The sequence below is a fragment of the Paenibacillus sp. sgz302114 genome, from assembly GCF_056120345.1.
The window spans coordinates 464,331-490,977 of sequence record NZ_JBVYOI010000003.1 but is presented as its reverse complement, the minus strand read 5'-3'; the positions used below and the strand labels follow the sequence as shown (position 1 = coordinate 490,977).

The 26,647-nt window shown below is 51.2% G+C and carries 26 protein-coding genes; 25 read left to right on the top strand and 1 reads right to left on the bottom strand.

The features are described 5' to 3' along the window. Positions 1–64: 64 nt before the first annotated feature. Complete coding sequence (locus AC0LWF_RS11530) at positions 65–1,381, bottom strand: FAD-dependent oxidoreductase (protein ID WP_474651666.1); 1,317 nt, start codon at positions 1,379–1,381, stop codon at positions 65–67. 242 nt (positions 1,382–1,623) lie between these two features. Here AC0LWF_RS11530 and AC0LWF_RS11525 point away from each other — a divergent pair, with 242 nt between their 5' ends. The 25 genes from AC0LWF_RS11525 to dnaG all read left to right on the top strand — a co-directional run bounded on the left by AC0LWF_RS11525 (position 1,624) and on the right by dnaG (position 26,629). Further along, positions 1,624–2,160 (top strand): HAD family hydrolase, encoded by a 537-nt coding sequence (locus AC0LWF_RS11525; protein WP_474651665.1) that lies wholly within the window; start codon positions 1,624–1,626, stop codon positions 2,158–2,160. A 119-nt stretch (positions 2,161–2,279) separates the two neighbouring features. Next, positions 2,280–2,831, top strand: a complete 552-nt coding sequence (locus AC0LWF_RS11520) for a hypothetical protein (RefSeq protein WP_474651664.1) — start codon at positions 2,280–2,282, stop codon at positions 2,829–2,831. Positions 2,832–3,008: 177 nt separating this feature from the next. Further along, positions 3,009–5,444, top strand: a complete 2,436-nt coding sequence (locus AC0LWF_RS11515) for an EAL domain-containing protein (RefSeq protein WP_474651663.1) — start codon at positions 3,009–3,011, stop codon at positions 5,442–5,444. Positions 5,445–5,566: 122 nt separating this feature from the next. Then, entirely contained in the window at positions 5,567–5,905 is a 339-nt protein-coding gene (locus AC0LWF_RS11510; RefSeq protein ID WP_474651662.1) for a histidine triad nucleotide-binding protein, read from the top strand. Between the two features lie 163 nt (positions 5,906–6,068). Beyond that, entirely contained in the window at positions 6,069–6,242 is a 174-nt protein-coding gene (rpsU, locus tag AC0LWF_RS11505; protein WP_090573672.1) for a 30S ribosomal protein S21, read from the top strand. 15 nt (positions 6,243–6,257) lie between these two features. Next, the gene (locus AC0LWF_RS11500) at positions 6,258–6,701 is read left to right on the top strand and encodes a GatB/YqeY domain-containing protein (RefSeq protein WP_474651661.1); all 444 of its coding nucleotides are present in this window, start codon (positions 6,258–6,260) and stop codon (positions 6,699–6,701) included. A gap of 122 nt (positions 6,702–6,823) precedes the next feature. Then, entirely contained in the window at positions 6,824–8,170 is a 1,347-nt protein-coding gene (locus tag AC0LWF_RS11495) for an MATE family efflux transporter (protein WP_474651660.1), read from the top strand. 91 nt (positions 8,171–8,261) lie between these two features. Continuing rightward, positions 8,262–9,629 (top strand): NfeD family protein, encoded by a 1,368-nt coding sequence (locus tag AC0LWF_RS11490; protein ID WP_474651659.1) that lies wholly within the window; start codon positions 8,262–8,264, stop codon positions 9,627–9,629. 21 nt (positions 9,630–9,650) lie between these two features. After that, positions 9,651–10,637 (top strand): flotillin-like protein FloA, encoded by a 987-nt coding sequence (gene floA / locus AC0LWF_RS11485; protein WP_474651658.1) that lies wholly within the window; start codon positions 9,651–9,653, stop codon positions 10,635–10,637. A gap of 39 nt (positions 10,638–10,676) precedes the next feature. Further along, a complete protein-coding gene (locus AC0LWF_RS11480) occupies positions 10,677–11,234 on the top strand; it encodes a hypothetical protein (protein ID WP_474651657.1) in 558 nt (185 codons plus the stop codon). Between the two features lie 175 nt (positions 11,235–11,409). Further along, a complete protein-coding gene (yqfC, locus tag AC0LWF_RS11475) occupies positions 11,410–11,688 on the top strand; it encodes a sporulation protein YqfC (protein ID WP_126015702.1) in 279 nt (92 codons plus the stop codon). 96 nt (positions 11,689–11,784) lie between these two features. Then, positions 11,785–12,987 (top strand): sporulation protein YqfD, encoded by a 1,203-nt coding sequence (gene yqfD, locus AC0LWF_RS11470; protein WP_474651656.1) that lies wholly within the window; start codon positions 11,785–11,787, stop codon positions 12,985–12,987. 6 nt (positions 12,988–12,993) lie between these two features. Then, positions 12,994–13,965, top strand: a complete 972-nt coding sequence (locus tag AC0LWF_RS11465) for a PhoH family protein (RefSeq protein ID WP_474651655.1) — start codon at positions 12,994–12,996, stop codon at positions 13,963–13,965. Positions 13,966–14,336: 371 nt separating this feature from the next. Then, positions 14,337–16,583: an HD family phosphohydrolase gene (locus AC0LWF_RS11460; RefSeq protein ID WP_474651654.1), complete on the top strand. Its 2,247-nt coding sequence runs from the start codon at positions 14,337–14,339 to the stop codon at positions 16,581–16,583. Beyond that, positions 16,580–17,077, top strand: a complete 498-nt coding sequence (ybeY, locus tag AC0LWF_RS11455; protein WP_474651653.1) for an rRNA maturation RNase YbeY — start codon at positions 16,580–16,582, stop codon at positions 17,075–17,077. The genes AC0LWF_RS11460 and ybeY overlap by 4 nt, the downstream gene beginning before the upstream one ends. Continuing rightward, positions 17,077–17,427: a diacylglycerol kinase family protein gene (locus AC0LWF_RS11450; RefSeq protein WP_474651652.1), complete on the top strand. Its 351-nt coding sequence runs from the start codon at positions 17,077–17,079 to the stop codon at positions 17,425–17,427. Before ybeY ends, AC0LWF_RS11450 begins: the two co-directional genes overlap by 1 nt. Further along, positions 17,418–17,891, top strand: coding sequence for a cytidine deaminase (cdd, locus tag AC0LWF_RS11445; RefSeq protein WP_474651651.1), 474 nt, complete (start codon positions 17,418–17,420; stop codon positions 17,889–17,891). Before AC0LWF_RS11450 ends, cdd begins: the two co-directional genes overlap by 10 nt. 34 nt (positions 17,892–17,925) lie before the next feature. Further along, the gene (gene era, locus AC0LWF_RS11440; RefSeq protein ID WP_474651650.1) at positions 17,926–18,861 is read left to right on the top strand and encodes a GTPase Era; all 936 of its coding nucleotides are present in this window, start codon (positions 17,926–17,928) and stop codon (positions 18,859–18,861) included. A gap of 80 nt (positions 18,862–18,941) precedes the next feature. Further along, positions 18,942–19,094 (top strand): YqzL family protein, encoded by a 153-nt coding sequence (locus tag AC0LWF_RS11435; protein ID WP_474651649.1) that lies wholly within the window; start codon positions 18,942–18,944, stop codon positions 19,092–19,094. Between the two features lie 37 nt (positions 19,095–19,131). After that, entirely contained in the window at positions 19,132–20,022 is an 891-nt protein-coding gene (gene recO / locus AC0LWF_RS11430) for a DNA repair protein RecO (RefSeq protein ID WP_474651648.1), read from the top strand. Positions 20,023–20,348: 326 nt separating this feature from the next. Beyond that, the gene (gene glyQ / locus AC0LWF_RS11425) at positions 20,349–21,236 is read left to right on the top strand and encodes a glycine--tRNA ligase subunit alpha (RefSeq protein ID WP_474651647.1); all 888 of its coding nucleotides are present in this window, start codon (positions 20,349–20,351) and stop codon (positions 21,234–21,236) included. Then, on the top strand, positions 21,229–23,313 hold the full coding sequence (gene glyS, locus AC0LWF_RS11420; RefSeq protein ID WP_474651646.1) for a glycine--tRNA ligase subunit beta: 2,085 nt from the start codon (positions 21,229–21,231) through the stop codon (positions 23,311–23,313). Before glyQ ends, glyS begins: the two co-directional genes overlap by 8 nt. Positions 23,314–23,348: 35 nt before the next feature. Continuing rightward, entirely contained in the window at positions 23,349–24,167 is an 819-nt protein-coding gene (locus AC0LWF_RS11415) for a pyruvate, water dikinase regulatory protein (RefSeq protein ID WP_474651645.1), read from the top strand. Between the two features lie 84 nt (positions 24,168–24,251). Further along, positions 24,252–24,719, top strand: coding sequence for a YaiI/YqxD family protein (locus tag AC0LWF_RS11410; protein WP_474651644.1), 468 nt, complete (start codon positions 24,252–24,254; stop codon positions 24,717–24,719). Positions 24,720–24,760: 41 nt separating this feature from the next. Continuing rightward, positions 24,761–26,629, top strand: a complete 1,869-nt coding sequence (gene dnaG, locus AC0LWF_RS11405; RefSeq protein ID WP_474651643.1) for a DNA primase — start codon at positions 24,761–24,763, stop codon at positions 26,627–26,629. Positions 26,630–26,647: the final 18 nt, after the last annotated feature.

The following is a 26,647-nucleotide window of genomic DNA, read 5'->3' as shown; positions in this document are numbered from 1 at the left end:
CCTATACGTTTCTCTACACTCAAAAGCCCTTCCCAGACTATCGGGAAGGGCTTTCCTCTCTAAACTAATGTACGGTTTTCTTCATATCTGCAATTAACAGCGAAGCCGCTTTTCGTCCGCTTGAGAATGCGCGCTCTGCCAGCTCGCCTTTACCTTCGCAGCCGTCGCCGCAGAAGAAGAACGGCATACTCTCAATCCGAATCGGCAGCAGCCGGTTGCCGGTGACGTTCTTGACGCTCTGCACCATCGCTTTCTTAGACACGCGCTTTACTGCTACCGCTTCGCGCCAACCTGGATAGTGGCGATCGAACAGCGATTCCATCTGCTGCGTTTTCTCATCCAGGTAGGCTTTGCGGTCGGTATCGCCGCCGCTGCTCTCGTCGCTAAGGTAGGCGATCCCCTGCAGCAGCTGGCCGCCTTCCGGAACGAGCGTATGGTCGGTCGCGGATACATCGGAGATGAACAGCTTATGGTTCATATCACTTATGTAGCTGAACGGCCGTGCAACGACGTGGTTAAGTCCGATATCGTAAACCATAACCTCTGTTGCCGTGTTGAATTCATAAGGTGCCAGGAAAGGCTCCCATGGCGTCCCGCGAAGCAGCTTCGTCACTTGCTGAACCGGCATCGCGAACACGACTCGATCGAATTGTTCCTCGCGCGCCTTCGTCTTGAGCAAGTACTTGCCTTGCTCATAGCGGATGCCATCAACGCCTTCTTGCAAGGCGATGGACCATCTGCCAGACTTCTCAATTTTGTCTCTCAGCTGATTCGTAATGACGGCCCAGCTGCCCAGCACATAGTTGACCGGACGATGCGAGAGGAACAAGTTATGATAATAGTCGCTGATGACTGCGCCTGGAACTCGCCGAGCATCCTCAGGCGTAATGAAGAAGTTGCTGCATACGAGATGCTCCCACAGCTCCTTTACATCCTCGGCTGCGCCGGACTCGGCCAAATAGTCGCCAAGTGTATCGTAATGTTTAATTTGATGAATGTTTGCAATGATAGCTGTAATTTCTCCGACAAAACGGACCTTCTGCATCGTCGTCAGAATGTCGGTCTTCACGAGGTTTACGAAGTCCATCGGTGCCGGTGTCAGATGCTCGCCTTTCTCGTACATGACCTTGCGCTTATCGACTTGCTTGCTGCTGAATTGCAGCTCCAGCTCGCGTTCCATGTCAGTTAGCGTGTGCCTGTCCAGACCGTAGATGGCATGTGCGCCGTAATTGAGCGTGAAGCCGGCCTTCTCATACGTAAATGCTCGTCCGCCAAGCTGCGGACTCCGCTCGAATAGAACACCCTGGATGCCAGACTGCCCTGAAAGGTAAGCAGCTGCGGTTAATCCCGCCAGTCCGCCGCCGATAATGGCCACTCTCATTGTCGTACTCTCCTCCTCATATCTATCCCAATTATACGCATGACCAAAATGCCAATCCATCTCATTAATGGCTGATAGTCTGATCAAATCGGCATAGATTCGCTGTGCGAAACAGTTTGAATCCGCTTCATCTTATGTCGAATTTTGTTCCTTCATAGAAGGCAGGAATTCGCTTCCAGGCATTGAACTGATATAAATCAATATTCATTATCCTAGAATAAGGAAAGCGGGGAAGATCAACGATGGATAACAAGAAACTGATCATTTTTCTGGACAGCGGAGACACCATTATCGATGAATCGACCGAAATTAGAGATGAAGAGGGGATTGTCGTTAGTGCAAATGTGATCCCGGGAGCAGACGTAATGGTAAGGACGCTCTTTGAGAGAGGGTATACGCTTGCTCTGGTCGCTGATGGTGACGCGCAGTCGTTTAAGAACGTATTTAAACAAAACGACCTGTATGAGTACTTTACGACGATGATTTATTCCGAAACGATCAAAGCCAGCAAGCCGAGTCCCCGCATGTTCAAAGCGGCAATAGGAGCGCTGGACCTTAGTGAGTCCGATTGTTCCCGCATTATTATGGTGGGCAACAATTTAAGCCGTGACGTTAAAGGTGCTAATGCGCTCGGAATAACGAGTGTGTTTCAAAGCTGGACGACACGCTATCCGCATACGCCAGCAGATGAGACGGAGCAACCGGCTTATACCATTCGTGAGCCTCTGGAGCTGCTGGATTTGGTTGAGCAGTTAAATCGTGAGCTTGTGCTTAACTAGGCCGATCCATATGTAACTTCCTGATCTGTGATAGATAAACGCCCATTTTGCGATTGAACAGGCGCCATTTGCCTACGGGCGAATATCATGGTAACAGAATGAAGGAGGTCATGAACAGCATGGAGAAGAAGGTTACGACTTCCCCAGTCGGGAAGGCGCCTAATCAGCCGATGCCTTCCAAAAAGTCGAATGTTTCCAAAGGCTGGAACATGCCGAAAGGCTGGAATCTATCCAAAGGCGCGAACGCATCGAAAGGATCGAATGCATCAAAAGGATCGAATGCATCAAAAGGATCAAACGCTTCCAAAGGCGGAAATGCTTCGAAAGGCGAAACGAAGCATGAGAATAAACCGATGGTCATGGAGAAGCACGAAAAGCATCACACTCATCATGAAATGAAGCAAAAATGCCACGAGCACATGCACCGCTACGTCCTTGTGCACACGCATGATGGCTGGTGCTGCGACGGCATTGTTGAACATATCGACGATGAATACGTATGTCTCGCCGTGCCATGCGGGGGCAATGTGGACCAACACCAACGCGCGTTTTTCCCGCAACCGCCGTTTTTCCCCATTTATCCATACCCGTTCTTCCCGCGCAGACGGTTCGTTCGGCAAGTATTTCCGCTCGCGACGCTGCTCGGATTATCGCTACTGCCCTATTATTAAGCTACTAATTTCTCGGCAATATGCCCTCCGCCGATGTACAGAGCCGACCTTGTGTCGGCTTTTTGCATTCTAAATAACTCACAACGTGGTATCATCTGGCATTATTTTGCTGAAAATTGTCAGATTATCGTTTATTATGAGTATGCAGTTATTCTTTTTTATGAAAGAGGGACATTGGTGCATCAACACATGCATGGTTCTTATGACTTAATGTTAGTTTTATTCTCTTATTTGGTTGCGACAGTCGCTTCGTATACGGTGCTTGATTTGATTGGCAGGATCAGTACGTCGAGAGGTATGCAGCGCTGGGGGTGGGTTGCATTCGGCGCGGTCGGGATGGGGCTTGGTGTATGGTCGATGCATTTTGTCGGCATGCTTGCATACTCGCTGAGCACTTCCGTTGCGTATAATTTAAAAATGGTTATTTACTCTGTGGTCGTCGTCATTGCAGCTGCGTTTGTTGCGCTCATTATTGTCGGCCAGAGCAAGCTGACGATCCCGCGCTTGGTTGCAGGCGGGCTATTGCTCGCGACGGGGATTTCGGTCATGCATTATACCGGTATGGCTGCCATGCAAATAGATATTACATATGATCCTTTATTCTTCTCGCTGTCGATATTAATTGCAATCATCGCATCGAACGTGGCTTTGTGGCTGTCATTCTTCCTGCGCCAAGGCAAAGAACGGAATAAGATCTGGGTAAAGCTTGTCAGCAGTCTCATTATGGGGGCCGCCGTGGTTGGCATGCACTACACGGGGATGCATGCCGCTCAGTTTCAGGAGCGGGCGGAATCAGACATGATGAAAGGCGTCGTGCTGGACCAAACGTTTCTACCATATCTCATCGTAGGCGCAACGCTGTTCACACTGGGGCTGTCGCTATTCGGCATTTACATCTCCAATCGCTTCTCTCGGAAGGATTCGGAGATTCATCAGAACGAACGATGGTACAAGTCGTTGTTCGAGAACAATCAAGACGGCATCATCTCCATTGACAAGGATCTCAAAATCATCGACTACAATATGGCGATTACGGAGCTAACAGGTCTTCCTGGCAGCTGGTTTCACGGCAACTCGCTCAGCAGTCTGCTTCCTTTCATCGCACCGGACGAATTAGAGCGAACGCGGGATAAGCTACATAAGTCGTTAAACGGAGAGATCCAGAACTATCCATCCGCCATTATCCATCAGCTTGGTCAACGGGTTGATATCAACGTTGTCAATGTCCCGGTCAGCGTGAACGGGCAAATCGTCGGCAGCTATGTAATCGCCAAGGATGTGACGGAGGAGAAGGCAGCGAAGGAGCAGATTCAACATCTGGCGTTTCACGATGAGCTGACAGGCTTGCCTAACCGGCGTTGGTTCAATCAAGGACTGGCGCAGATGATTGAGAGCGGAACCGCACGTTTTAGCGTTATGGTCATGGACATGGACCGCTTCAAGTTAATCAATGATTCGCTTGGCCATACGTATGGAGACCTGTTTTTGCAGGAAGTGAGCAGGCGGATTCAAGCTTGCATCAGCGATTACGATATGACGCTCTCCCGCATGGGCGGTGATGAATTCACGCTGCTCTGCGATGGTATCTATGGGGACGAAGAAATCACGCGAATTACGGAGCGGATCATAGAAGCGGTCGCGGTGCCTTATCGACTGAAAGAGAATGATTTCTACGTGACGACGAGCATCGGCATCGCGGTTTATCCCGAGCATGGAGCGGATGCGGTTCAATTACTCAAAAACGCCGATACCGCCATGTACGAGGTGAAGAAGAACGGGAAGAATGGCTATCAGTACTATACGAAAGAACTGCATGCGCTATTGCAGGAGAAAATCCAGCTGGAAGGCGATTTGAGGCAGGCGCTTGCTCAGGGCCAGTTATTCCTTGATTACCAGCCGCAAGCCGATGCCGGGAGCAATCAGATCATCGGCGTCGAAGCGCTCGTCCGCTGGCAGCATCCGACGAAGGGCATTCTATCGCCCGGCATGTTCATTCCGATAGCGGAAGAAACGGCGATGATTTATGAACTCGGCACATGGGTATTGCGAGAAGCTTGCCGACAAATGAAAGCATGGCATGACGCGGGAGGACCGCTAATTACGGTTTCAGTTAACCTGTCTTCCCAGCAATTCCATCAAGCGAATTTGACGACGTATATCAAAGACATTTTGGTGGAAACGGGACTCGAATCCCGTTATTTGGAGCTCGAGATTACGGAGAGCATGATGATGGATCCGAAAGTATCCAGCAGCATTCTGAATGAATTGTCGGAGTCTGGCATTCGCATTAGCCTTGACGACTTTGGAACCGGATATAGCTCGCTCAGTTATCTCAAGCTGCTGCCTATTCATAAGCTGAAGATTGACCGTTCGTTTATTCGCGACATCACCCAGAATGTGAATGACAAAGCGATTGTAGCAACGATTATTTCCATGGCGAAGCATTTGAACATGGACGTCATCGCGGAAGGCATTGAGACGAAGGAACAGCTCGACATTCTGGTAGACAACGATTGCAGCGAAATTCAAGGCTATTACTACAGTCGGCCGCTGTCCGCGAACGATGTTGAAGCCATGTTCCTGAGTGACAAAACACTGCAACCACTGCAATAAGAGCGTGTATAGTGAGCGATTAGCGGTAGTTTGCTGACATGGACTTGTTCGCATATTTTCGTTATTATAGGGAGTAGTTGTGTTCGCATTTCGCAATTCACAGGTGAAAGGAGGAGAAGAGAATGGATTGTATTTTTTGTAAAATAATTGAAGGCAGCATTCCATCCAAAAAAGTGTTTGAGAATGAGCACGTAGTTGCTTTTCACGACATCCAGCCTGCTGCGCCGGTACATATTCTTCTCATCCCGAAGAAGCATATCGCCACGATGAATGATGTGACAGACGCAGACGATGCGCTGATGGCTGAATTGCTTCGAGCAGCGCGTCATGTAGCGAGGGAGCTTGGTGTTGCAGAATCCGGTTATCGCCTGGTAAATAACTGCAATTCAGACGGCGGACAAATTGTTTACCACCTGCATATTCACCTCCTCGGCGGGGAGAAATTAAAGGGACTCGGTTAAGCTTTTTGCGGCGTAGCTGACGGGGTTGGAGTACTCTCTAGACGCATGTATAAAAATAGCATGTCCAATTCAGTTGACACTGCCTATCTTAAACCATATAATTAAATTTGATGAACCGTGTTAACTTTTACTGGACGGTCTGATTCGGAGGGAGGGAAAACTGGTGTCTGAAACAAAAGTTCGCAAAAACGAGACGATCGATGCTGCACTCCGCCGCTTCAAACGTACCATCGCAAAGGATGGCGTATTGGCCGAGGTGAAGAAACGCAAGCATTATGAGAAGCCTAGCGTAAAGCGTAAGTTGAAGTCCGAGGCTGCGCGCAAGAGAAAGTTTTAGGAGGATCCTTCCACAATGAACCTTAGCGAACGATTGAACGATGATATGAAGCAAGCGATGAAGAGCCAAGATAAGTTCAAGCTCACTACGATTCGGATGATCCGTTCGTCCATTAAGAATCAAGAGATCGAACTGAAACGTCCGCTTGAAGACGCTGAAGTGCTTGATATCTTAAGTCGGGAGATCAAACAACGTAAAGATTCCCTCCAAGAATTTAAGAAAGCCGGCCGCGATGATCTTGAGAAAGATGTCGCAGCAGAAATTGAAATTATTAGTGTATACCTGCCTCAGCAGCTGACCGAAGAAGAGATCAAGTTGATTGTTCAGCAGACCATCCAGGAGACCGGTGCTTCTTCCAAAGCCGACATGGGGAAAGTCATGAGTGCACTTTTGCCAAAAACAAAAGGGCGGGCTGACGGTAAACTAGTAAACACATTTGTGCAGCAATTTCTGCAATAACATAGGCTGACAGCCAAACACTCCTCGCTTGCGGGGGGTGTTTTTTCGTTATATCGTATTGACCAATTGCACATATTAGCCCACAATTAGTGCTAACCTAAAGAAACGAGGCAACATGCACAATGTTACGTAATTGGAAAGGAATTTTAGTACTTGCCATCCCGTCGCTCGTTTCATTCGCCAGCATGACGATGACGGGTACGATTAATCTCATTATTGTCGGTCAGCTGGGCGCACTTATCATTGCAATTGTAGGCGTTTCCAATATCATCATGTATAACGCATTCGCTCTGTTCTCGGGCATCGGCCACACGGTCAATTACCTTGTTGCACAGAATAATGGGTCAGGTGATATGCGCAAGGGCATTCAGCGTACGTACATCGCATTGTATATGTGCATTGCGTTCGCGTTCGTGATCGCGCTTGTCGGCTGGATAGGCGCAGGCGATATTCTTAGATGGACCGGCGGTTCGAAGGAACTTGTCAGCACCGGAAGCTTCTACTTGGAGCTGCGGTTCTATGGAATGGCATTCGGCATTATTAACTTCGCCTTCCATGGCTTCTTGCGCGGCATAGGCGCTACGAAGACGTCGATGGTCGTATCGCTCATCACGAATGTGCCAATTATCTTGCTCACGTATACGCTTACGTTCGGTGAATGGGGCTTCCCGGAGCTTGGCTTAACTGGCGCAGGTGTTGCAGTTATTTTCGGAGAAGGGCTGCAGACGCTGATCTGCGCATTTATATTCTTCGTCTTGCTGCACAAGAAGTATCAGACGCGCAGCCGAATTGCGTTCTCACTCAGCTGGCTTGAGACGAAGCTGATCTCCATTGAGAGCGGCAAGCTTGGCATTCAAGAGTTCTCGCTAAGCTTATCCATGTACATCTTTACTGCATTCGTTGCCCGGCTTAGCGACAAAGCGCTCGCGGCTAACGAAGTGGCGCTCAGCATCATGTCGTTCGGCTTCATGCCGGCCTTCGCCTTCGGATCGACTGCAACGATTCTCGTTGGTCAGTACGTGGGCAAAGGGACGCCTCTGCTTGGTCGCCGCGCCGGCACGGATACCGCAATTCTCGGCTCGATCTTCCTGATTGTGCTTGGCACGGTTGAACTTATTTTTGCAAATGAAATTACGCATTTGTACACGAATGACAAAGAAGTTTATGAGCTCGCGGCATATCTCATCAAAGTATCCGCTTACTTGCAGCTGTTCGACGGATTGCTGAACTTCTTCGCTGGCGGCCTGCGCGGCATCGGCGATACGACCTTCCTTCTGCGCGTTTCGTTTGTGGTCAGCTGGTTCATCTTTGTCCCGCTCGCTTATGTGTTTATCTTCGTGTTCCATTGGGGCAGCATGGGGGCGTGGCTCGCGTTGTATACGTTCCTGACCATATTCGGCATCGCGGTCATGATCCGGTTTTACCGTACGGACTGGACAGCGGTGCGCCTGAAGGAAGCAGCTCACTGATAAAACGAAACGCCTTGCAGTATTGGACGTAGATGTAGTACAGACGCGTGGTAAAGTCGTTTGTTATCCAATAAGGGGGCTATTCATGCGAATGATCCAAAGATTGCGTTTGCTTATTCTGCTGCCAATTGCTGCATTGCTGCTCAGCTCGCTATTTGCTGCCGCACCGGCGGCAGTCGCGGCCGAGGAGACCGGCGGAGCGCTTGGCTCTACCGTTTATGTGGTGGAGGCGAAGGATACCGTTGATCCAAGCCTGGAGCATTTTCTGAAGCGGGCATACAAAGAAGCGGAGGATGCGAAAGCGGCGCGTGTGCTGCTCGTGCTGAACACGCTTGGCGGGCTAGTTGACAATGCGCTTAACATTGGCGAGCTTATTCGAACGAGCAGTGTGCCGACGACTGTCTACATTCAAGGCAAAGCGGTATCGGCAGGTACCTATATTGCGCTGAATGCGGAGCAGATCGCCATGCAGCCGGGCAGTACGATGGGCGCTGCTGCTGTGGTGGATGAGAGTGGCACGCTAATTACGAATCCGAAGACCGTATCCTTCTGGACTGAGGAGATGAAGTCGGCGGCTCTGCTGCATGACCGTGATCCGAATATTGCGGCTGCAATGGTCAATACAAATTTGACGTTGGAGCTGAAGGACCTCGGTAGAACGAAGGAGAAGGGCGACGTTCTAACGCTGTCTGCAGCTGATGCGATGAAAGTCGGCTATGCCGAATATACCGCGGCAAGTGTAGATGAAGCGCTTGACGGCTTGAAGCTGTCGCAGCCGAATGTCGTGAATTTCCATGCGAGCGTCATGGAACGCATTTCACAATTTCTGACCACGCCTGCTATCATGACGCTGCTGCTAATTATCGGCATCGCTGGCATTGCTATTGAGCTCATGGTGCCTGGCTTTGGAATTCCGGGTATTGTCGGTCTCATTGCGTTTGCGCTCTACTTCTTCGGTCATTATATCGCCGGATTCGCAGGGCTTGAAGACGTCGTCCTGTTCGTCATTGGGATACTGCTGCTCGTCTCTGAGCTATTCGTTCCGAGCTTTGGCATACTTGGTATTCTCGGAGCGGCATCGCTTGTCGCTGGCGTGCTGATGGCGGCGCCGAATCCGAAGTCTGCTGGCTTGTCTCTGCTCGTGGCGCTCGTGGTGGCTGTGGTGATTGTATTTGTGGTCGCGAAGCGCTTCGCGCATCGTGGTGTATGGAACAAGTTCATTCTGAAAGATGCGCTGACGACAGAGGGAGGCTACGTCTCAACGGCTAACAAGTCGTCCTATCTCGGCATGAAAGGGACGACCATTACGCCGCTGCGGCCTGCCGGCACCGTCCGTATCGGAGAAGCACGTGTCGATGTCGTTACCGTTGGCGAGTTCATTCCGACTGGCGTGAACGTCGTTGTTATTAAAGTCGAAGGCACTCGCGTCGTCGTCGAGCAGGAAACAGCTGCTCAATAAAGAAGTGGAGGGATTTTAGTTATGGAATTGGATCCAACAGTAACGGTAGTCATAATTGCGGTGCTTGCTGTAATCGCAGTATCGGTGTTCCTTAGCTTCTTCCCGATTATGCTCTGGATTTCGGCGCTTGCATCTGGTGTCCGAGTCGGCATCATTACGCTAGTAGCTATGCGGCTCCGCCGCGTCGTACCGAGCCGGATTGTCAATCCGCTCATTAAAGCGACCAAAGCAGGACTTGGGCTGACGATTAACCAGCTTGAGAGCCACTTTCTCGCTGGCGGTAACGTAGACCGCGTCGTCAACTCCTTGATCGCGGCACAGCGTGCGAACATCGAATTGGAATTTGAGCGTGCTGCAGCAATCGACCTTGCAGGTCGTGACGTGTTGCTGGCCGTTCAGATGAGCGTTAACCCGCGCGTCATTGAGACGCCGATTGTAGCGGCTGTAGCGAAGAACGGGATTGAAGTGAAAGTTAAGGCACGTGTAACGGTTCGCGCGAACATTGACCGCCTCGTCGGCGGTGCAGGTGAAGAGACGATTATTGCCCGTGTCGGCGAAGGTATCGTTACGACGGTCGGTTCCTCGGATTCGCATAAGGATGTGCTTGAAAATCCGGATATGATCTCCCGTACGGTGCTTGGCAAAGGGCTTGATGCTGGTACGGCGTTCGAGATTCTGTCGATCGATATTGCCGACGTTGACGTAGGCAAGAACATCGGCGCGCATCTGCAAACGGAGCAAGCTGAGGCGGATAAGCGGATCGCGCAAGCGAAGGCGGAGGAACGCCGCGCGATGGCGGTCGCTCAGGAGCAAGAGATGAAAGCGCGCGTTGTCGAGATGAGAGCGCGAGTGGTTGAATCCGAATCGCAAGTTCCGCTTGCAATGGCTGAAGCGCTTAAGACTGGCAAGATCGGAGTTCTTGATTATATGAACTTCAAGAACATTGAAGCAGATACTTCAATGCGTAATTCCATCGGTGGCGGCACTACTCCGGAGAAGAATGAATAGCCCGTATCGCTACGGTGATCGTACGGAGGAGGTGTCTGGGTGAGAGCGCTAATTGAGCTCCTCTTCTCGAACATTTATATTGTCGTCATCTTCGTCGGGTTTCTGCTGACGATGATTAACAAGGCAAGAGGCAAGCAAAATTCGCCCAATCGGATGCCATCCTTCGGCGGTGAGCCTTCTAAGAGGCAGCAGCAGGAGCGTCCTCCTGCCGCGACTCGCGATGTGCACACGCAGCAGCCGGCGCGCCGCCAGGAGCAGTCTACGCGGCCTGAGCAGCAGCGTCCGGTGAATCAGCCGGCAGCAGATGTGCCTGCGCGGGTATATACGACGCAGATGAAGCCGCGAGGCGATATGATCCCTTCGCAGCCTGAGACGGAGTCTAGTGCGCTTCAGCGGGCGCTAGCGGCGGAGCGTCCGGCGGCTGTTGCCGTGGGCGGCAGACCGACTGCTGCGGCACGCCAGCCAGCTGAAGTGCCGCAGCGAGCGCAGGGAGGCACCGCGTTTCGTACGCCGCAAGGCGAAGAGCTGCGCCGCGCCTTCGTTATGGCGGAGGTGCTAGGGCCTCCGCGCTCGAAGCGATCGCTTCGGCGGATGTAGCGGAAACGAGTATAAACGCAGTCCAAGAACAGATTCCTTTTAAACGAGGAATCTGTTTTTTTTATTTTCTTAAAACCTTCGCTTTTTTCGGATGAGATTCTAGGTGGTGCTTTTTTCATATTTCCGATCCTTTGCGCATATTTTGGTACAGTACGGGAAGGGGGCCTCTGCCGGCATGAGCCGATTCAATCGCAAACTTCGTAAAATGGCTGCCGATCTGCTCGATTTGCCGCAGGATGTCGTGATGGATTTGCCCCGGCTAACCATGATCGGCGACCGCCAACTTTACATCGAGAACCATCGCGGAGTGCTGCATTTCTCAAGCGATAAGCTGCGACTCGCGCTAAGCAAGGGTGAAATAGAAGTGACGGGCAGCGATCTCGTCATACGTACGATATGGACAGAGGAAGTCGTCATTGAAGGCTTTATTAAAAATATAGAAGTACGCGAGTAATGCGAAGGGGAGCAGCGCTTATGGCGGAAGCAGCGCTTCCTTGAGCGTGTGCCGGACAAGCACCGCTGCCAGAACAACCGTAGGGGGGCAAGAACAATGAATGCGACGAATGCAACGTGGATGCAATGGCTCCGCGGATATATCACCGTTCGGGTGCGCGGCGAAGCCGCAGAGAAGCTGGTGAACACCGCTCTCTCGAAAGGGCTGTCGCTTTGGTCCATCAGGCGGACAAGCAAGGGAGAGCTTGACTGTTACTTGCTTGTGACGGATTTCTTCGAGCTTCGTCCGATCTTGAAAGAGACAGGCTGCCGCATCCATGTGACGTCGCGTCAAGGACTGCCGTTCTGGGTGCGCCGCGCGCAGAAGCGTGTTTTTTTTGCAGTGGGGCTCGTCCTGTTCTTTATCGGGATGTATTTGCTATCATCGCTCATCTGGTCTATCGACGTGAAGGGCAATAATCGACTCTCGGAGGAGCAAATCTTGCAGGTGGCCAAGCAGGAGGGACTGTACCCGTTCCAATGGTCGTTCCGGCTTGACGATGTAACCGTATTGTCGAAGAAAATGGCGCAGAAGCTTCCTGGTGCGGCATGGGTCGGCGTTCAGAAGCAGGGCACGCGAATTACGATACAAGTCGTAGAATCTTCAATGCCGGATAAGAAGACGCCGATGAACCCGCGCCATCTCGTCGCTTCTACCGATGCGGTCGTGACGAAGGTGCTGGCCGAGACCGGCAGGCCTGTCGTTAAACGCAATATGCGCGTCAAGCAGGGCGATGTGCTCATCTCAGGCATGCTCGGGGACGAGAATAACATCAAAGCGGTCGTCGCGAAAGGCGTCGTGAAGGGTATTGTGTGGCATGAGTATGACATAGTTTCACCGCTCACTCGTCAGACGAAGGTATATACGGGCGAGAAGAAAGTGGTGTGGTATGCGGTTGTCGCAGGTCGGGCGATGAAGGTAAGCGGATATGGCGGCAGTCCCTTCGCGATGTACGAAAGCGTGAAGCAAGAGGAGCAGGCCGCTTGGCGAACGATGAAGATGCCGTTTGGAAGAATGAAAGAGACGATTCTGGAAGTGAAGCTGCAAAGCCAAACGGTCAGCGTCGAGGAGGCCAAAGCTGAGGGGATTGAGCAGGCAAAGGCAGATGTACTGGCTAAAGTCGGCCCGGATGCACAGGTGCTTGGTGAAAACATTTTGCATGAAAAGACGGACAATGGTAAAGTTTATATGAAAGTGCTTTTTGAAGTGGATCAATCGATTGTGAAAGAGAGACCGCTAGTTCAGATGCAAGGGGATTGAGTATTTTTGCAAAATGAATTCAAAGTAGCCAAAATTCCACTTGCCAACGCAGCGGAGGGGCTAGCACTATTTGGCCCGCAGGATAAGTATCTACGGTTAGTTCAGCAGCAAACGTCAGCAGACATTGCATCCCGTGAAGCGGAAATTTCGATTTCGGGTACTAGCACCGAGGTTGATTCTATCGAACAGCTTTATACCGTACTGCAGCAGCTCGTGCGAGGCGGCTACACACCGTCTGAACGCGATATTATGTATGCGCTTGACCTATCGCGTACGCTGCAGGCAGATCAGCTGCTAGATTTGTTCAAGGCCGAAATTACGACAACGTTTCGTGGCAAACCGATTAGGGTAAAAACGATTGGTCAGCGCCACTACGTTAAGACGATTAAGCGGATGGATATTGTGTTCGGGATCGGCCCGGCAGGTACGGGCAAAACGTATCTCGCGGTCGTTCTCGCAGTAGCTGCGCTGAAGGAAGGCTCCGTCAAACGAATCGTGCTGACGCGCCCAGCGGTTGAGGCAGGCGAGAACCTAGGCTTCCTGCCCGGTGATCTGCAAGAGAAGGTAGATCCGTACTTAAGACCGCTGTACGATGCTCTGCATGACGTACTCGGCCCGGATCAAACGACCAAAGCATTTGAACGCGGACTTATCGAAGTAGCGCCGCTCGCCTATATGCGTGGCCGGACGCTCGAGGATTCATTTATTATTTTGGACGAAGCACAGAATACGACACCGGAGCAGATGAAAATGTTCCTGACTCGTCTCGGTTTTGGCGCGAAGATGGTCATCACCGGCGACGTTACCCAAATTGACTTGCCCCGCGGCAAGCGTTCGGGACTTATCGAAGCACAGCGCATTCTCGCTGATATTCCGGAGATTGGCTTCATCCTCTTTAACGAGCAGGATGTCGTCCGTCACTCGCTTGTCCAGAAAATCATAACGGCATACAATGTAGACGCAGAGAAGCAGGTTTAAAATAGGCTGTAAGCCTATGAATTGTGACCGTAGGTCACCGACTAAAAGCTACCCTTGTGACCGAAGGTCACAAAAGCGCTCCCTTCCGCGAATGTTACTAATATCGACAAAAAGCGGCAGTCCTCCACCTTATTCAGGCATCACGTGGCGTAAGAACGCCGCATGAAAGTGTGTCCGCGCTAGCGGACGAAAACGTTCCCTCGTCGAAGAATGGTCGAAGACGGCCCAGGCGCAGGTACGGTATTTCCGGGCCAGGGACGGTAGTCCCTGGGGTCCCCCTTATAAAGGGGGATTTAGGGGGATGCGAATGTGTCCTTGGGGATACGAATGTAAGGTTGGGGGATTGTTCTAGGTTTGGGAGGATAAATAAGATGGTGAATCAAGGAACCAGCCTAGATGAACTAAGGTCATCAGGATGGAATGGATGGAAGCACAGCGCCGCCATTAGATGGGTGCTATTGCTTCTGTTTGTTTTGTTGTTTTATTTTTCTTTGGCACCTCATGTGCTCCCGGAGACATACAACATTGAGCTTGGCAAGCCAAGCGACCGCGACATCGAAGCGCCGATGGAGATTAAGGATGAGAAGGCGACCCTTCAAGCGCAGGAGCAAGCTGCCGAGCAGGTGGAGCCGATCTATTCCATCGTTGCGCTGCGGAGCGAGGTGCTGCTGGAGCAAGTTTTTGCCCGGATGGAGCAATTGAACCAGGATGATCAAGTGACGTTGGAGAACAAGGTATCGATTTATCGCACCGAAATTCCTCAGTTGTATACCGATTATGTGGATCAATTCGTTCGCAATAACAAAGGCAATGGCACGTACAACGATACGCTGCTCGAAGAGATGGCAACTGCCGTCAAGTCGCAAACTTACCGGATTCCTGAGGAAACGTATTATAAGCTGCCGTCGTTGTCGCCGATTCAGCTAGGTGACATGCAGCAGGTTGCGGTATCCATCGTACATAAGCTGATGGGTGACTCGCTTCGTGAAGCGGAGACCGCTCGTACGAAAGTCGCAGAGCTTGTCAATGCCAGCTCCTTAAGCGAGCGCAAAACGAGAGAAATTGTGCAGGAGCTTGCCCGGTACGCCATTATGCCGAACAAATTTCTAGATAAACAAGCGACGAACGATGCAAGAGTTGCTGCGAAGGAGAATACACCGCCTGTTGTCATCAAGCAGGGCGATATTATTGTTCATAAAGGCGAAATCGTATCCAAAGAAATGTACGATCGACTATCTTCCATCGGACTGCTTCAGACGAAGAAGACGTACTGGCCGCAGCTTGGTTTGCTGCTGATGTCTATTTTGTTCACGATCGTTATTTATAGCTACTTGGAGAAGGCGGCAGGCTTATCCGGCGGGACGCGGACCAAGTACAGCAATACGCAGCTCGTTATGCTGTTGCTGGTCTATGTGCTTAATATCGTGGCGATGCAAATTATAGATTTAACGCAGACGCAGTCGATGCCTTACGTCGGTTATCTAGCTCCTACCGCAATGGGTGCGATGCTGATCGTGCTGCTGCTGGATATTCAGCTTGCGGTCGTCAGCTCCTTCTTGTTTGCTATTATGGGCAGCGTTATTTTTAACATGGACTCTGGACGTATCTTTGATTTCAATTATGGATTCACGACTGCGGTCATCTCGTTCGCGGCAATCTTTGCGATACATCGAGCGAGCCAGCGTTCAACGATTCTGAAAGCAGGCATTATGGTCAGCTTGTTTGGCTCAGCCTCCGCATTGGCGATACTGCTTCTAGGGGAGCTGCCAGACAAGAATGAGATCATCATGACGGTGGCGTTTGCATTCGCGAGCGGCCTGCTCACGGCGATTCTTGTTGTCGGATTAATGCCTTTCTTCGAAGTGACTTTCGGCATATTATCCGCGCTGAAACTTGTCGAGCTGTCGAGTCCGAACCACCCGCTGCTGCGCAAGCTGCTGACAGAGACGCCTGGGACCTATCATCATAGCGTGATGGTCGGCAATTTATCCGAAGCTGCAGCTGAGGCTATCGGCGCGAACGGCTTGTTATGCCGCGTCGGTTCTTTCTATCACGATATCGGGAAGACGAAACGACCGAGCTACTTCATCGAGAATCAGTCGAATATTGAGAATCCGCATGATTCGATTGAGCCGAAACTGAGCAAATCGATCATCATTGCGCATGCTAGAGACGGAGTCGAGATGCTTCGCGCTCACAAGCTGCCGAGGCCGATAAGAGACATAGCCGAGCAGCATCACGGTACGACATTCCTGAAGTATTTTTATCACAAAGCGTATAAATTGGCGGAAGAAGCGGGCATAGAGCCGGATTTCACCGAAGATGATTTCCGGTATCCAGGTCCGAAGGCACAGTCGAAGGAAGCGGCGATCGTCGGCATCGCAGACTGTGTCGAAGCTGCGGTTCGCAGCCTGCGCAGTCCAACGGTGGAGCAAGTTGAATCCATGATTAACAAGATCATTAAGAGCCGACTGGACGATGATCAATTCAACGAATGCGATATTACGCTGAAGGAACTTGAGAAGATCGCGCAGACGCTGAAAGAGACCGTTATCGGCATCTTCCACTCGCGCATTGAATATCCGGAAGACGTTAAACAAAAGGAGCGGCTAGCATGAGTTTGCAATTAGGATGGATCAACGATCAGGATAAAATCGAAATTTCCGAGGATTTTATCGGCGTGCTGGATAAGCTGCTGCAGCTGGCGGCAGAAGCCGAGGGGTTGACTGAGGGTGAAGTGACGCTCACGTTCGTCGACGACGAAGAAATTCACGAGTTGAACCGCGAGTACCGAAACGTCGACCGGCCAACAGACGTCTTGTCGTTCTCGATGCAAGAAGAAACGGATGAAGAGCTGGAAATTATTTATGAAGTGGAAAACGAGAGCGAGCGAATCCCGTTCGAAGGAATGCTTGGCGACATTATTATTTCGGCTGAACGGGCTAAACTACAAAGTGACGAATACGGACATTCCTTGGAGCGTGAGCTTGGCTTCCTGTTCGTGCACGGGTTCCTTCATCTGATCGGCTACGATCATCAGGATGAGGCGAGCGAAGCGGTCATGACTGAGAAGCAAGAAGCGGCATTGAGCCAAGTCGGCTTAACTCGCTAATGCGCAAGCTGCTCCGCAGTTTTTCCTTTGCATTCGCAGGAATTGGCGCAGGCATTCGCACGCAAGCGAATATGCGCATTCATGTCGCAGCAGCCATCATCGTCAATGTTGCGGGGGTAATTGCGCATTTGGAGCGAAACGAATGGCTGGTGATCATTCTCTTGCAAGCAGCCGTCATGGCAGCCGAGCTTATGAACACTGCCATTGAGCATGTCGTTGATCTAGCTAGTCCCGAGCAGCATCCGCTTGCGAAAGCTGCGAAGGATACAGCGGCCGGCGCTGTGCTCCTATTGGCGATAGCAGCCGTTATCATTGGCCTAATCGTATTTGTTCCGCACTTATGGCCTTAACGAGAAGGAGTGTCAAACGAGATACGATGAACAATAAATCGAATGAACTATCCGCAGAGTGGCAGCAGCTGCTTCATCAGGCGCTTGAAGCACGAAAGCGTGCTTATGTGCCGTATTCGAACTTTCAAGTCGGCGCAGCGTTGCTTGATTCCGAAGGCGGCGTCCATTTGGGCTGCAACGTAGAGAATGCAGCTTACAGCCCAACGAACTGCGCTGAACGTACAGCGTTGTACCGCGCGATTGCGGACGGTCATCAAGCGCGCTCGTTTGAAGCGATCGCGGTTGTAGGAGACACAGACGCACCGATTACGCCTTGCGGCGTATGTAGGCAGGTGCTTGTGGAGCTATGCCCATCCGACATGCCAGTCATTATGGGAAATGTAAATGGAGATTGGCGTGTCTCCACCGTTGCGGAACTGCTGCCGGGCGCATTCTCGTCAGTTTCGCTAACGAAAGAAGTATAACCGCCGCAACTGGAAGGGGATAAACGGACAACCTATGAGCTCAACAACAGGATCAGGATCTGGACCTAAGGGATCCAAACAGAAATTTCACTCCGGCTTCGTCGCTATTGTAGGCAGGCCAAACGTCGGCAAATCGACACTTATTAACGAGGTCATCGGGCAGAAAATAGCAATTATGTCGGACAAGCCGCAAACGACGCGCAATAAAATTCACGGCGTTTATACGACCGACAACTCGCAAATTGTGTTTCTAGATACGCCTGGCATTCACAAACCGACGTCCAAGCTTGGCGACTTCATGGTAAAGTCGGCAATCAATACGCTTGGCGAAGTGGATGCGGCGCTGTTTCTTATTGACGTTTCCGAAGGACTCGGCGGCGGTGACCGCTTCATTATCGAAGCGCTCAAGAAAATAAAGACGCCAGTGTTCCTCATCATGAACAAGATCGACAAGATTGAGCCGGAAGCGCTGCTGCCGCTCATCGTTCAATATAAGGATCTGTACGACTTCGCAGAGATCATTCCGATCTCCGCGCTTCAAGGCAATAACATCAACACTTTGCTGAAAGTGCTGAGCAGCTACTTGCCGGAAGGGCCGCAGTACTACCCTGCGGATCAAGTGACAGACCATCCGGAGCAATTCGTCTGTGCAGAGCTTGTCCGGGAGAAGATTCTTCACCTCACTCGTGAAGAAGTACCGCATTCCATCGCTGTTGCGATTGAGGATATGCGCGTGCAGGAGAACGGAGTCGTCTATATCGGCGCCGTTATTTACGTTGAACGCGATTCCCAGAAAGGGATTGTTATCGGCAAGCAAGGCGCCTTGCTGAAGCAGGTTGGCAAGGAAGCGCGCCGCGACATCGAGACGCTGCTTGGCTCACGAGTATTTCTTGAGCTGTGGGTGAAGGTGAAGAAGGATTGGCGCAATCAGGATCGCTTACTGAAGGACCTCGGCTACCGCAATGACTAAAATTTGTAAGGCATAGCCTTGCTCCCTTTATCGCATCCTAATTCGTGAGCATCATTCTCACGCGGAAAGGATGAATACGAATGCGAAATTTTTCGTGGAAGTATTTTGCGCTGACGGGGGATGTGGAAGCTTTTATGCTTTACAAGGAAATCGAGGAACAGGCAGCGGGTGCCGACGCTGTCAGCAGCGAGGAAGATGGAGAGGCTGCAGTCGAGACTGACAGCGCGTTATAAGCAGGTCGCTGCAAGGCGCAGGTTGGGGGAGAGATTCATGCAATACCGCGTCGAAGGCATTGTTATTCGCAGTACGGATTACGGTGAAGGCAACAAGATCATTACGCTCTTTACAAGAACGCACGGCAAGATAGGTGTTGTCGTGCGTGGTGCCAAAAAAGTAAAGAGTCGTCATGGCTCCCTTGCTCAGCTGTTTACGTACGGCGAATATTTATTTTTCCGAAATAGCGGCTTAGGCACATTGACGCATGGTGAGATTATTGAATCTCACCATGTTTTGCGTGAGCAATTGGAGCTAACCGCCTACTCTTCTTATGCGGTCGAATTGGTAGACAGGGCGCTGCAGGAAGAGGATGCGAGTGCGTACATCTACGAACAGCTGAAAGCATGTCTGACCGCATTTGTCGAAGGCAAGGATGTTGCCATTACGATCCAGCTCTTCGAGATGAAGATACTCGAAGCGGCTGGTTATGCGCCGGACTTTACCGCTTGCATGTCTTGCGGCAATGCTGAAGGACGAATGGCGCTCAGCGCGAGAGCCGGAGGGGTTCTGTGCAGCAGATGCCGCTATAAGGATCCGAGTGCAATGGAGCTCAGCGAGGGCGCGCTTAAGCTGCTTAGAATGTTCCGCCAGCTCGATCTGCGCAGGCTAGGAAACATAACGGTGCGAGATGAAACGAAGAAGCAGCTCAAACTCGTTATGCGCGCGCTCATGGACACGCATCTGGCGCTGCAGTTAAAATCGCGTTCGTTCTTAGATCAGATGGAACGATTCGAATCGACGGTGCCCGTGGGCCGGCAGCCTAAACGTGAGGCGAGCGAAGCAAGCGGAGTGAATGAATCTCGTGAATCTCGTGATGAACATGAACATGAACATGAACATGAACGTGAACATGAACATGAACCCAAAGATGACGCCGCAGAATAATTGACACACCCTATTGGCAATGTTATGATATATTATTATGAAATAAGAACGTTGAAGGAGAAAGTAACTGTTACAGTCGTCAGTAAAGCGAGCCGGGGATAGTGGGAGCCTGGACGGACGTATTCGGTGAAAGGCACTCCGGAGTTCTTGCAACTTTTCGAAAAGCGGGTTTTCAGGACTTCATGCTGAAGACCAAGTAGGGTGGAACCGCGGGAGATGATAGCTCTCGTCCCTATGTCTGATTTTCCGGACATAGTGGGCGAGGGCTTTTTTATATGCCACGCACGTGGAATGGCCGGTCATACAAACTTAAGGAGATGAATGAAATGAATTTTCAAAACATGATTCTGACGCTGCAGCAGTTCTGGGCAGAGCAAAATTGCATTCTCGTTCAGCCATACGATACGGAGAAAGGTGCGGGCACGATGAACCCGATGACCTTCCTGCGCTCTATCGGACCTGAGCCGTGGAACGTTGCTTATGTAGAGCCGTCCAGACGTCCTGCTGACGGCCGTTACGGTGAGAACCCGAACCGGTTGTACCAGCATCACCAATTCCAGGTTATTCTGAAGCCGTCGCCGGACAATATTCAAGAATTGTACCTTGAGAGCTTGAAGCGTCTTGGCGTTGATCCGCTTCACCACGACATTCGTTTCGTCGAAGATAACTGGGAATCACCGACACTTGGCGCTTGGGGTCTTGGCTGGGAAGTTTGGCTGAACGGTATGGAGATCACGCAATTTACGTACTTCCAACAAGTCGGCGGTATTGATGCGAATCCAGTCGCTGTTGAAATTACGTACGGTATGGAGCGCCTAGCTTCGTACATTCAAGAGAAAGAGAATGTGTTCGATCTGGAGTGGGTAGACGGAGTGACTTATGGCGACGTGTTCCTGCAGCCTGAGTTTGAGCATTCGAAGTATACGTTTGAAACTTCTGATCCGGCGATGCTGTTCTCGCTGTTTAACATGTATGAAGAAGAAGCGAAGAAGACGATCGAGCATAAGCTTGTTTTCCCGGCGTATGATTACGTTCTGAAATGCTCTCATACGTTTAACTTGCTGGACGCGCGCGGCGCGATTAGCGTAACGGAGCGTACAGGCTACATTATGCGTGTACGTAACTTGGCTCGTGCTTGTGCGGCTACGTATTTGGAAGAGCGTGAGCGTCTTGGCTTCCCGCTGCTGCTGAAAGGAGTGAACGTCAATGGCTAAAGATTTGCTGCTGGAGATCGGACTTGAAGAGGTGCCTGCACGTTTCGTGCGCGGCGCAATGAATCAATTGAAAGAGAAGACGGTCAAATGGCTGGATTCCGCTCGAATCGGCCATGGCGCTGTTGAAGCTTTTGCAACGCCTCGCCGTATCGCGGTTCTGGTGCGCGATGTGGAGGAGAAGCAAGCTGATGTGAACGAGGAAGTGAAAGGCCCTTCCCGCAAAATCGCGCTTGATGAGCAAGGCGAGTGGAGCAAAGCTGCGCTTGGTTTTGCCCGCAGTCAAGGCGTTTCTCCGGAAGACTTCTTCTTCAAGGAGCTTGCTGGCGTCGAGTATGTGTATGCTAACAAGAGCAGCATTGGTACCGTAACGAGCGATGTGCTGCCGGAAGGGCTCACAGCACTTATTACCGCTATGTCTTTCCCGAAAAATATGCGTTGGGGCGCTTATGATCTTCGTTTCGTACGTCCAATCCGCTGGCTCGTTGCTTTGTTCGGCGAAGAAATTGTTCCGCTCGATATTACTGCTGTGCAAAGTGGCAAGACAACACGCGGCCATCGTTTCCTTGGCAGCGAGACAGTTGTATCTGAGCCTTCTGCGTATGTGGAACGTCTAAGAGAGCAGCAAGTTATTGCGGATGCGGCAGAGCGTGAAGCGCTGATCGTAGAGCAAATCAAGTCGCTCGCAGCCGAGAAGGGCTGGCACATCGACATTAAAGAAGATCTGCTGGAGGAAGTTGTATTCCTCGTTGAATACCCGAACGTCCTGTTCGGCTCGTTCGATCCAGCGTTCTTGAACATTCCGCAGGAAGTGCTGATTACTTCGATGCGCGAGCATCAGCGCTACTTCCCGGTTCTGGATCATGAAGGCAAGCTGCTGCCTTACTTCGTTACCGTTCGTAACGGCGACCGCACCTCCATTGAGTCTGTTGCCAAAGGTAACGAGAAAGTGCTGCGTGCACGTCTGTCCGATGCGAAGTTCTTTTATGGAGAAGATCAGAAGCTGGCAATTGACGATGCGCTTAAGAAGCTTGAGGCGATTGTATATCATGAAGAGCTTGGTACAGTTGCAGATAAAGTGCGCCGTATCGTGAATACAGCAGGCAAAATCGCAAATGCGCTGCAATTGGATGCTGAGACGTCTGATGATGCTGCCCGCACAGCGGCAATTTGCAAATTCGACCTTGTTACGCAGATGGTCTACGAGTTCCCAGAGCTGCAAGGCATCATGGGTGAAGATTATGCTCGTAAAGCAGGCGAGAGAGAATCGGTTGCTCGTGCAATTAACGAGCACTATCAGCCGCGATTTGCAGGCGATCGCGCTCCGGCATCCGTAGTTGGCGCAGTTGTCAGCCTCGCAGACAAAATCGATACAATCGTGGGTTGTTTCTCGATCGGCATTATTCCAACAGGCTCGCAGGACCCTTACGCGCTGCGTCGTCAAGCAGCGGGCATCGTACAAATCATATTGGCGCACGGTCTTAAGCTGCCGCTTGAAACGTTGTTCGAGCTTGCGCTCGACGTCCATGTTTCAGCTGGCTCGTTGAAACGCGACCGCGCTGAAGTGCGTAAAGACTTGTACGAGTTCTTCTCGCTTCGCGTGAAGAATGTACTCACGGAGCAGAACGTTCGTTATGATGTCGTTGATGCGGTTATGGCAGTGGGCTTTAATGATCTGAGCCAGACTGTTGACCGTGCAGCATCGGTTACGGCTTGTGCAGCCGGTGATCGCCGCGATGAGTTCAAAGGCGTCGTTGACGCGCTGAACCGCGTATGCAACCTGGCGTCCAAAGCGACATCGTCGGAAGTGAACGCAAAGCTGTTCGCCGAAGATGTAGAAGCCGCTCTATACAGTGCTTGGGAAGCGGTGCAGGCTGACATTGGAGCATTTGTGGAGCAAGGCCGCACAGCGGAAGCGATTGCGAAGCTGGCTAGTCTGAAAACGCCGATCAATGCGTATTTTGACAAAGTCATGGTTATGGCTGAGGACGAAGCGGTACGTGCGAACCGTCTGGCAACATTGTCGGCAATTGCGGGCAGTGTGTTGAAAGTGGCGGATTTGACGAAGCTGGTGTGGTAAGCATTTTTCCTGACAATCAAGGAGGGTGAATCCAAATGGCAACTGAAACGCAGCCTGATGTCATTATTTACGTCGTTTCCGACTCTGCCGGTGATACGGGTGAACTTGTCGTCAGGGCGGCGGTTGCTCAGTTTCATCCCCTTAATGCAGATATCCGCAGAGCGCCGTTCGTCCATGATGAAGCGTCGCTCGAGCGGTTTGTGTTGCTCGCCAAGGAGCACGGCGCAATCATCCTTTATACGCTTGTGCTTCCTGCTTTGCGGGATCGGATGGTGGAACTTGCCTTACAGCATCAAGTGACCTCGATTGATCTGCTCGGCTCGCTTATCACGAGTCTCGAAGAGAAAACGAATCGCAAATCAAGGCAGGAGCCAGGGCTGAATCACGTGCTTGACGAGAATTACTTCCGTAAGGTCGACGCGGTTGAGTTCGCCGTCAAATATGATGATATGCGAGATACGACGGGCATTCTTAAAGCAGACATTGTGCTTGTTGGCGTGTCTCGAACGTCCAAGACACCATTGTCGATGTACCTCGCACACAAGCAGTTCAAAGTCGCGAACGTACCGCTTATGCCAGAGCTTCAGCCGCCTGAGGAGCTGTTCCAAATTCCGAAAGAAAAGGTCGTCGGCCTGACGATCGATGTGAATTATCTAAACGGCATTCGCAAGGAACGTTTGAAGGCGCTCGGCCTGCCTGATAGCGCAGCCTATGCAACGACGGCGCGAATCGAGCGGGAGATTGAATATGCCGCTAAGATTACGGATCGGATCGGCTGTTTGGTGATTGACGTATCGCACCGGGCAGTTGAAGAAACGGCAAGCCTGATCTTGGAGTATATTGAATCAAACTGATGTGTGATTTGGTGCAGGATTTTTTGTTTATTTGCCGTATATAATAGTACGGTAGTTCCAATAAGATGCGGTGATGCAGCGAAAATGAAAGCTTTACCTACAATTGTGGTCGATGCGGATGCATGTCCAGTCAAGCGTGAAATTGTCGAAACGGCTCGAAGTTTCGCCGTTCCTGTATTAATGGTTGCTTCACATGATCATCGGCTTCAGCAGGAAGCGGGCGTTGCGATTATGCAGGTTGATCGAAGCGATCAGTCCGTTGATCTGTATATTGCGAATCACATCTCGCGAGGCGATATCGTGGTCACGCAGGACTTTGGGCTCGCGACGATTGTGCTAGCTAAAGGCGCAATAGCGCTGTCGCCGCGCGGCCAGGAGTACGATGACAGCAACATTGATTATTTGATGGAACGCAGGCATGAATTAGCCAAAGCTCGCCGGGGCGGAATGCGAACAAAAGGACCAAAGGCGATGAGCGGCGAGGATCGTACAAGGTTTCAGCAAAAGCTGACAAAAGTTTTGCAGACCCGGAAGGAAAATGACAAGCTGTAGCGAATAGTATTACTTGTCAATTAGGATGAAGGTGAAGGTGTATGGCTTACGGGAAAATACCGGATTCTGTCATTGAAGCGGTGCTTAAGCACCACGATATTGTAGAAACGGTCGGAAAGTACGTTCACCTCTCGAAGCACGGGAAATACATGAAGGGGTTATGCCCGTTTCATTCAGAGAAATCCCCGTCATTTACCGTAACTCCGGAGAAAGGTATCTTCTATTGCTACGGGTGCGGTAAAGGTGGCAATGCGATCAAGTTTATCGAGGAAATCGAAGAATATTCGTTTCCCGAAGCTGTTCGCATGATGGCGGAAGAAGCGGGTATCCCGACCACGTGGTCAGGAGCTGCGGACCGTTCGAATACGGAAGGCGGCGGTGACCGCGACACGCTTATTGGAGCGCATGAGCTGGCGGTGAAGTTATATCATTATTTGCTCATGAACACGACGCACGGACAGCCTGCGCTGCAATATTTACGCTCACGCGGTGTGACGGACAAGCAGATTGATCATTATATGATCGGTTATGCTCCGCCTGAATGGGACACATTGGCCCGATTTCTTGAGAAGCGGGAATACAATCTCGCGCTTATGGAGAAGGGCGGGCTGCTTATTGCCAAGCAGGACAGAAGCGGCTACATTGACCGTTTCCGCGACCGGATCATGTTTCCGATCTGGAGCCGTGACGGCAAAGTAATTGCGATGGCCGGCAGGATGCTCGGTGAGGGTCAGCCCAAATATTTGAACTCTCCGGAGACCATGCTATTCAACAAAAGCCGTAATTTGTACAACTTCCATCATGCCAGAGTGTCGATGCGCAAGAATCGGCGCGTCGTACTGTTCGAGGGCTATATGGATGTCATTAAAGCATGGAGCGCCGGGGTCGAGAACGGCGTTGCTTCCATGGGTACGGCGCTGACGGATGAGCATGCGTCACTACTGGGGCGTAATGTTGAGGAAGCCGTTCTTTGCTACGACGGTGACAACGCTGGACAAGCAGCAGCGCTGAAGAGCATTCCGATCTTGGAGCGAGCCGGATTGCGCGTTCAGGTGGCGATGCTGCCTAAAGGCTTGGACCCGGATGAATTTATCGAGAAACATGGTGCTCAGGCATTCATGCGCGAAATGATTGAACATCCCGTCTCTGCTACGAAATTTAGACTACTATATGCGAAGAAAAACCATATACTCCTAGAAGAAGAAGGACAGAAAGACTACTTGCTCGAGGCTGTTGGCATTATTGCTGCACTCGATTCTCCTACCGAGCGGGAGTTTTACTTAAAGGAGCTGTCCCGAGAGTTCGATATGTCTTTGGATTCATTGAAGCAGGATGCCTTCGAGAGGCGGCAGCAGCTGCAAAAAATGAAACCGCCAAGGGATAATAACGATAATTCGTGGAATAATGGTAGAAATGAAAACCGTGAGAACCGTGAGAACCGTCGTACGTCCTCGGCGCCGCCCGTTTTGCCTGCGTATCAAGTGGCTGAGCGTAAGCTGCTCGCCCAGATGCTGCTGGACTCGGATATCGCAAATACGGTACATCAGAAGCTTGGAGAAGCTTTTAATGTAGAGGATCACGCAGCGCTTGCTGCTTACTTATATGCTTATTACGCGCAAGGACATGATCCGGATGTAAGCCGGTTTATCGCATCGCTCCAGGATGACCGCCTTGAACGGACAGCCGCTTCCATCATGATGATGGATGACGACATTCCATTCGATGAGCATCTGCTCGCCGATTACGTGAATGAAATTAGGAAAGTGCCAAAGTTTCGTGAAATCGAGCAGTTGAAGGAAACGATGGTACGAGCGGAACGTTCCGGGGACATGTTGAAAGCGGCACAAATTGCAAGTGAGATTATCGCCCTAGAGAGACAGCTAAAAGGTCGGCAGGATGATCGTTTCTAGGGAGGAGGGAGTCGGAAT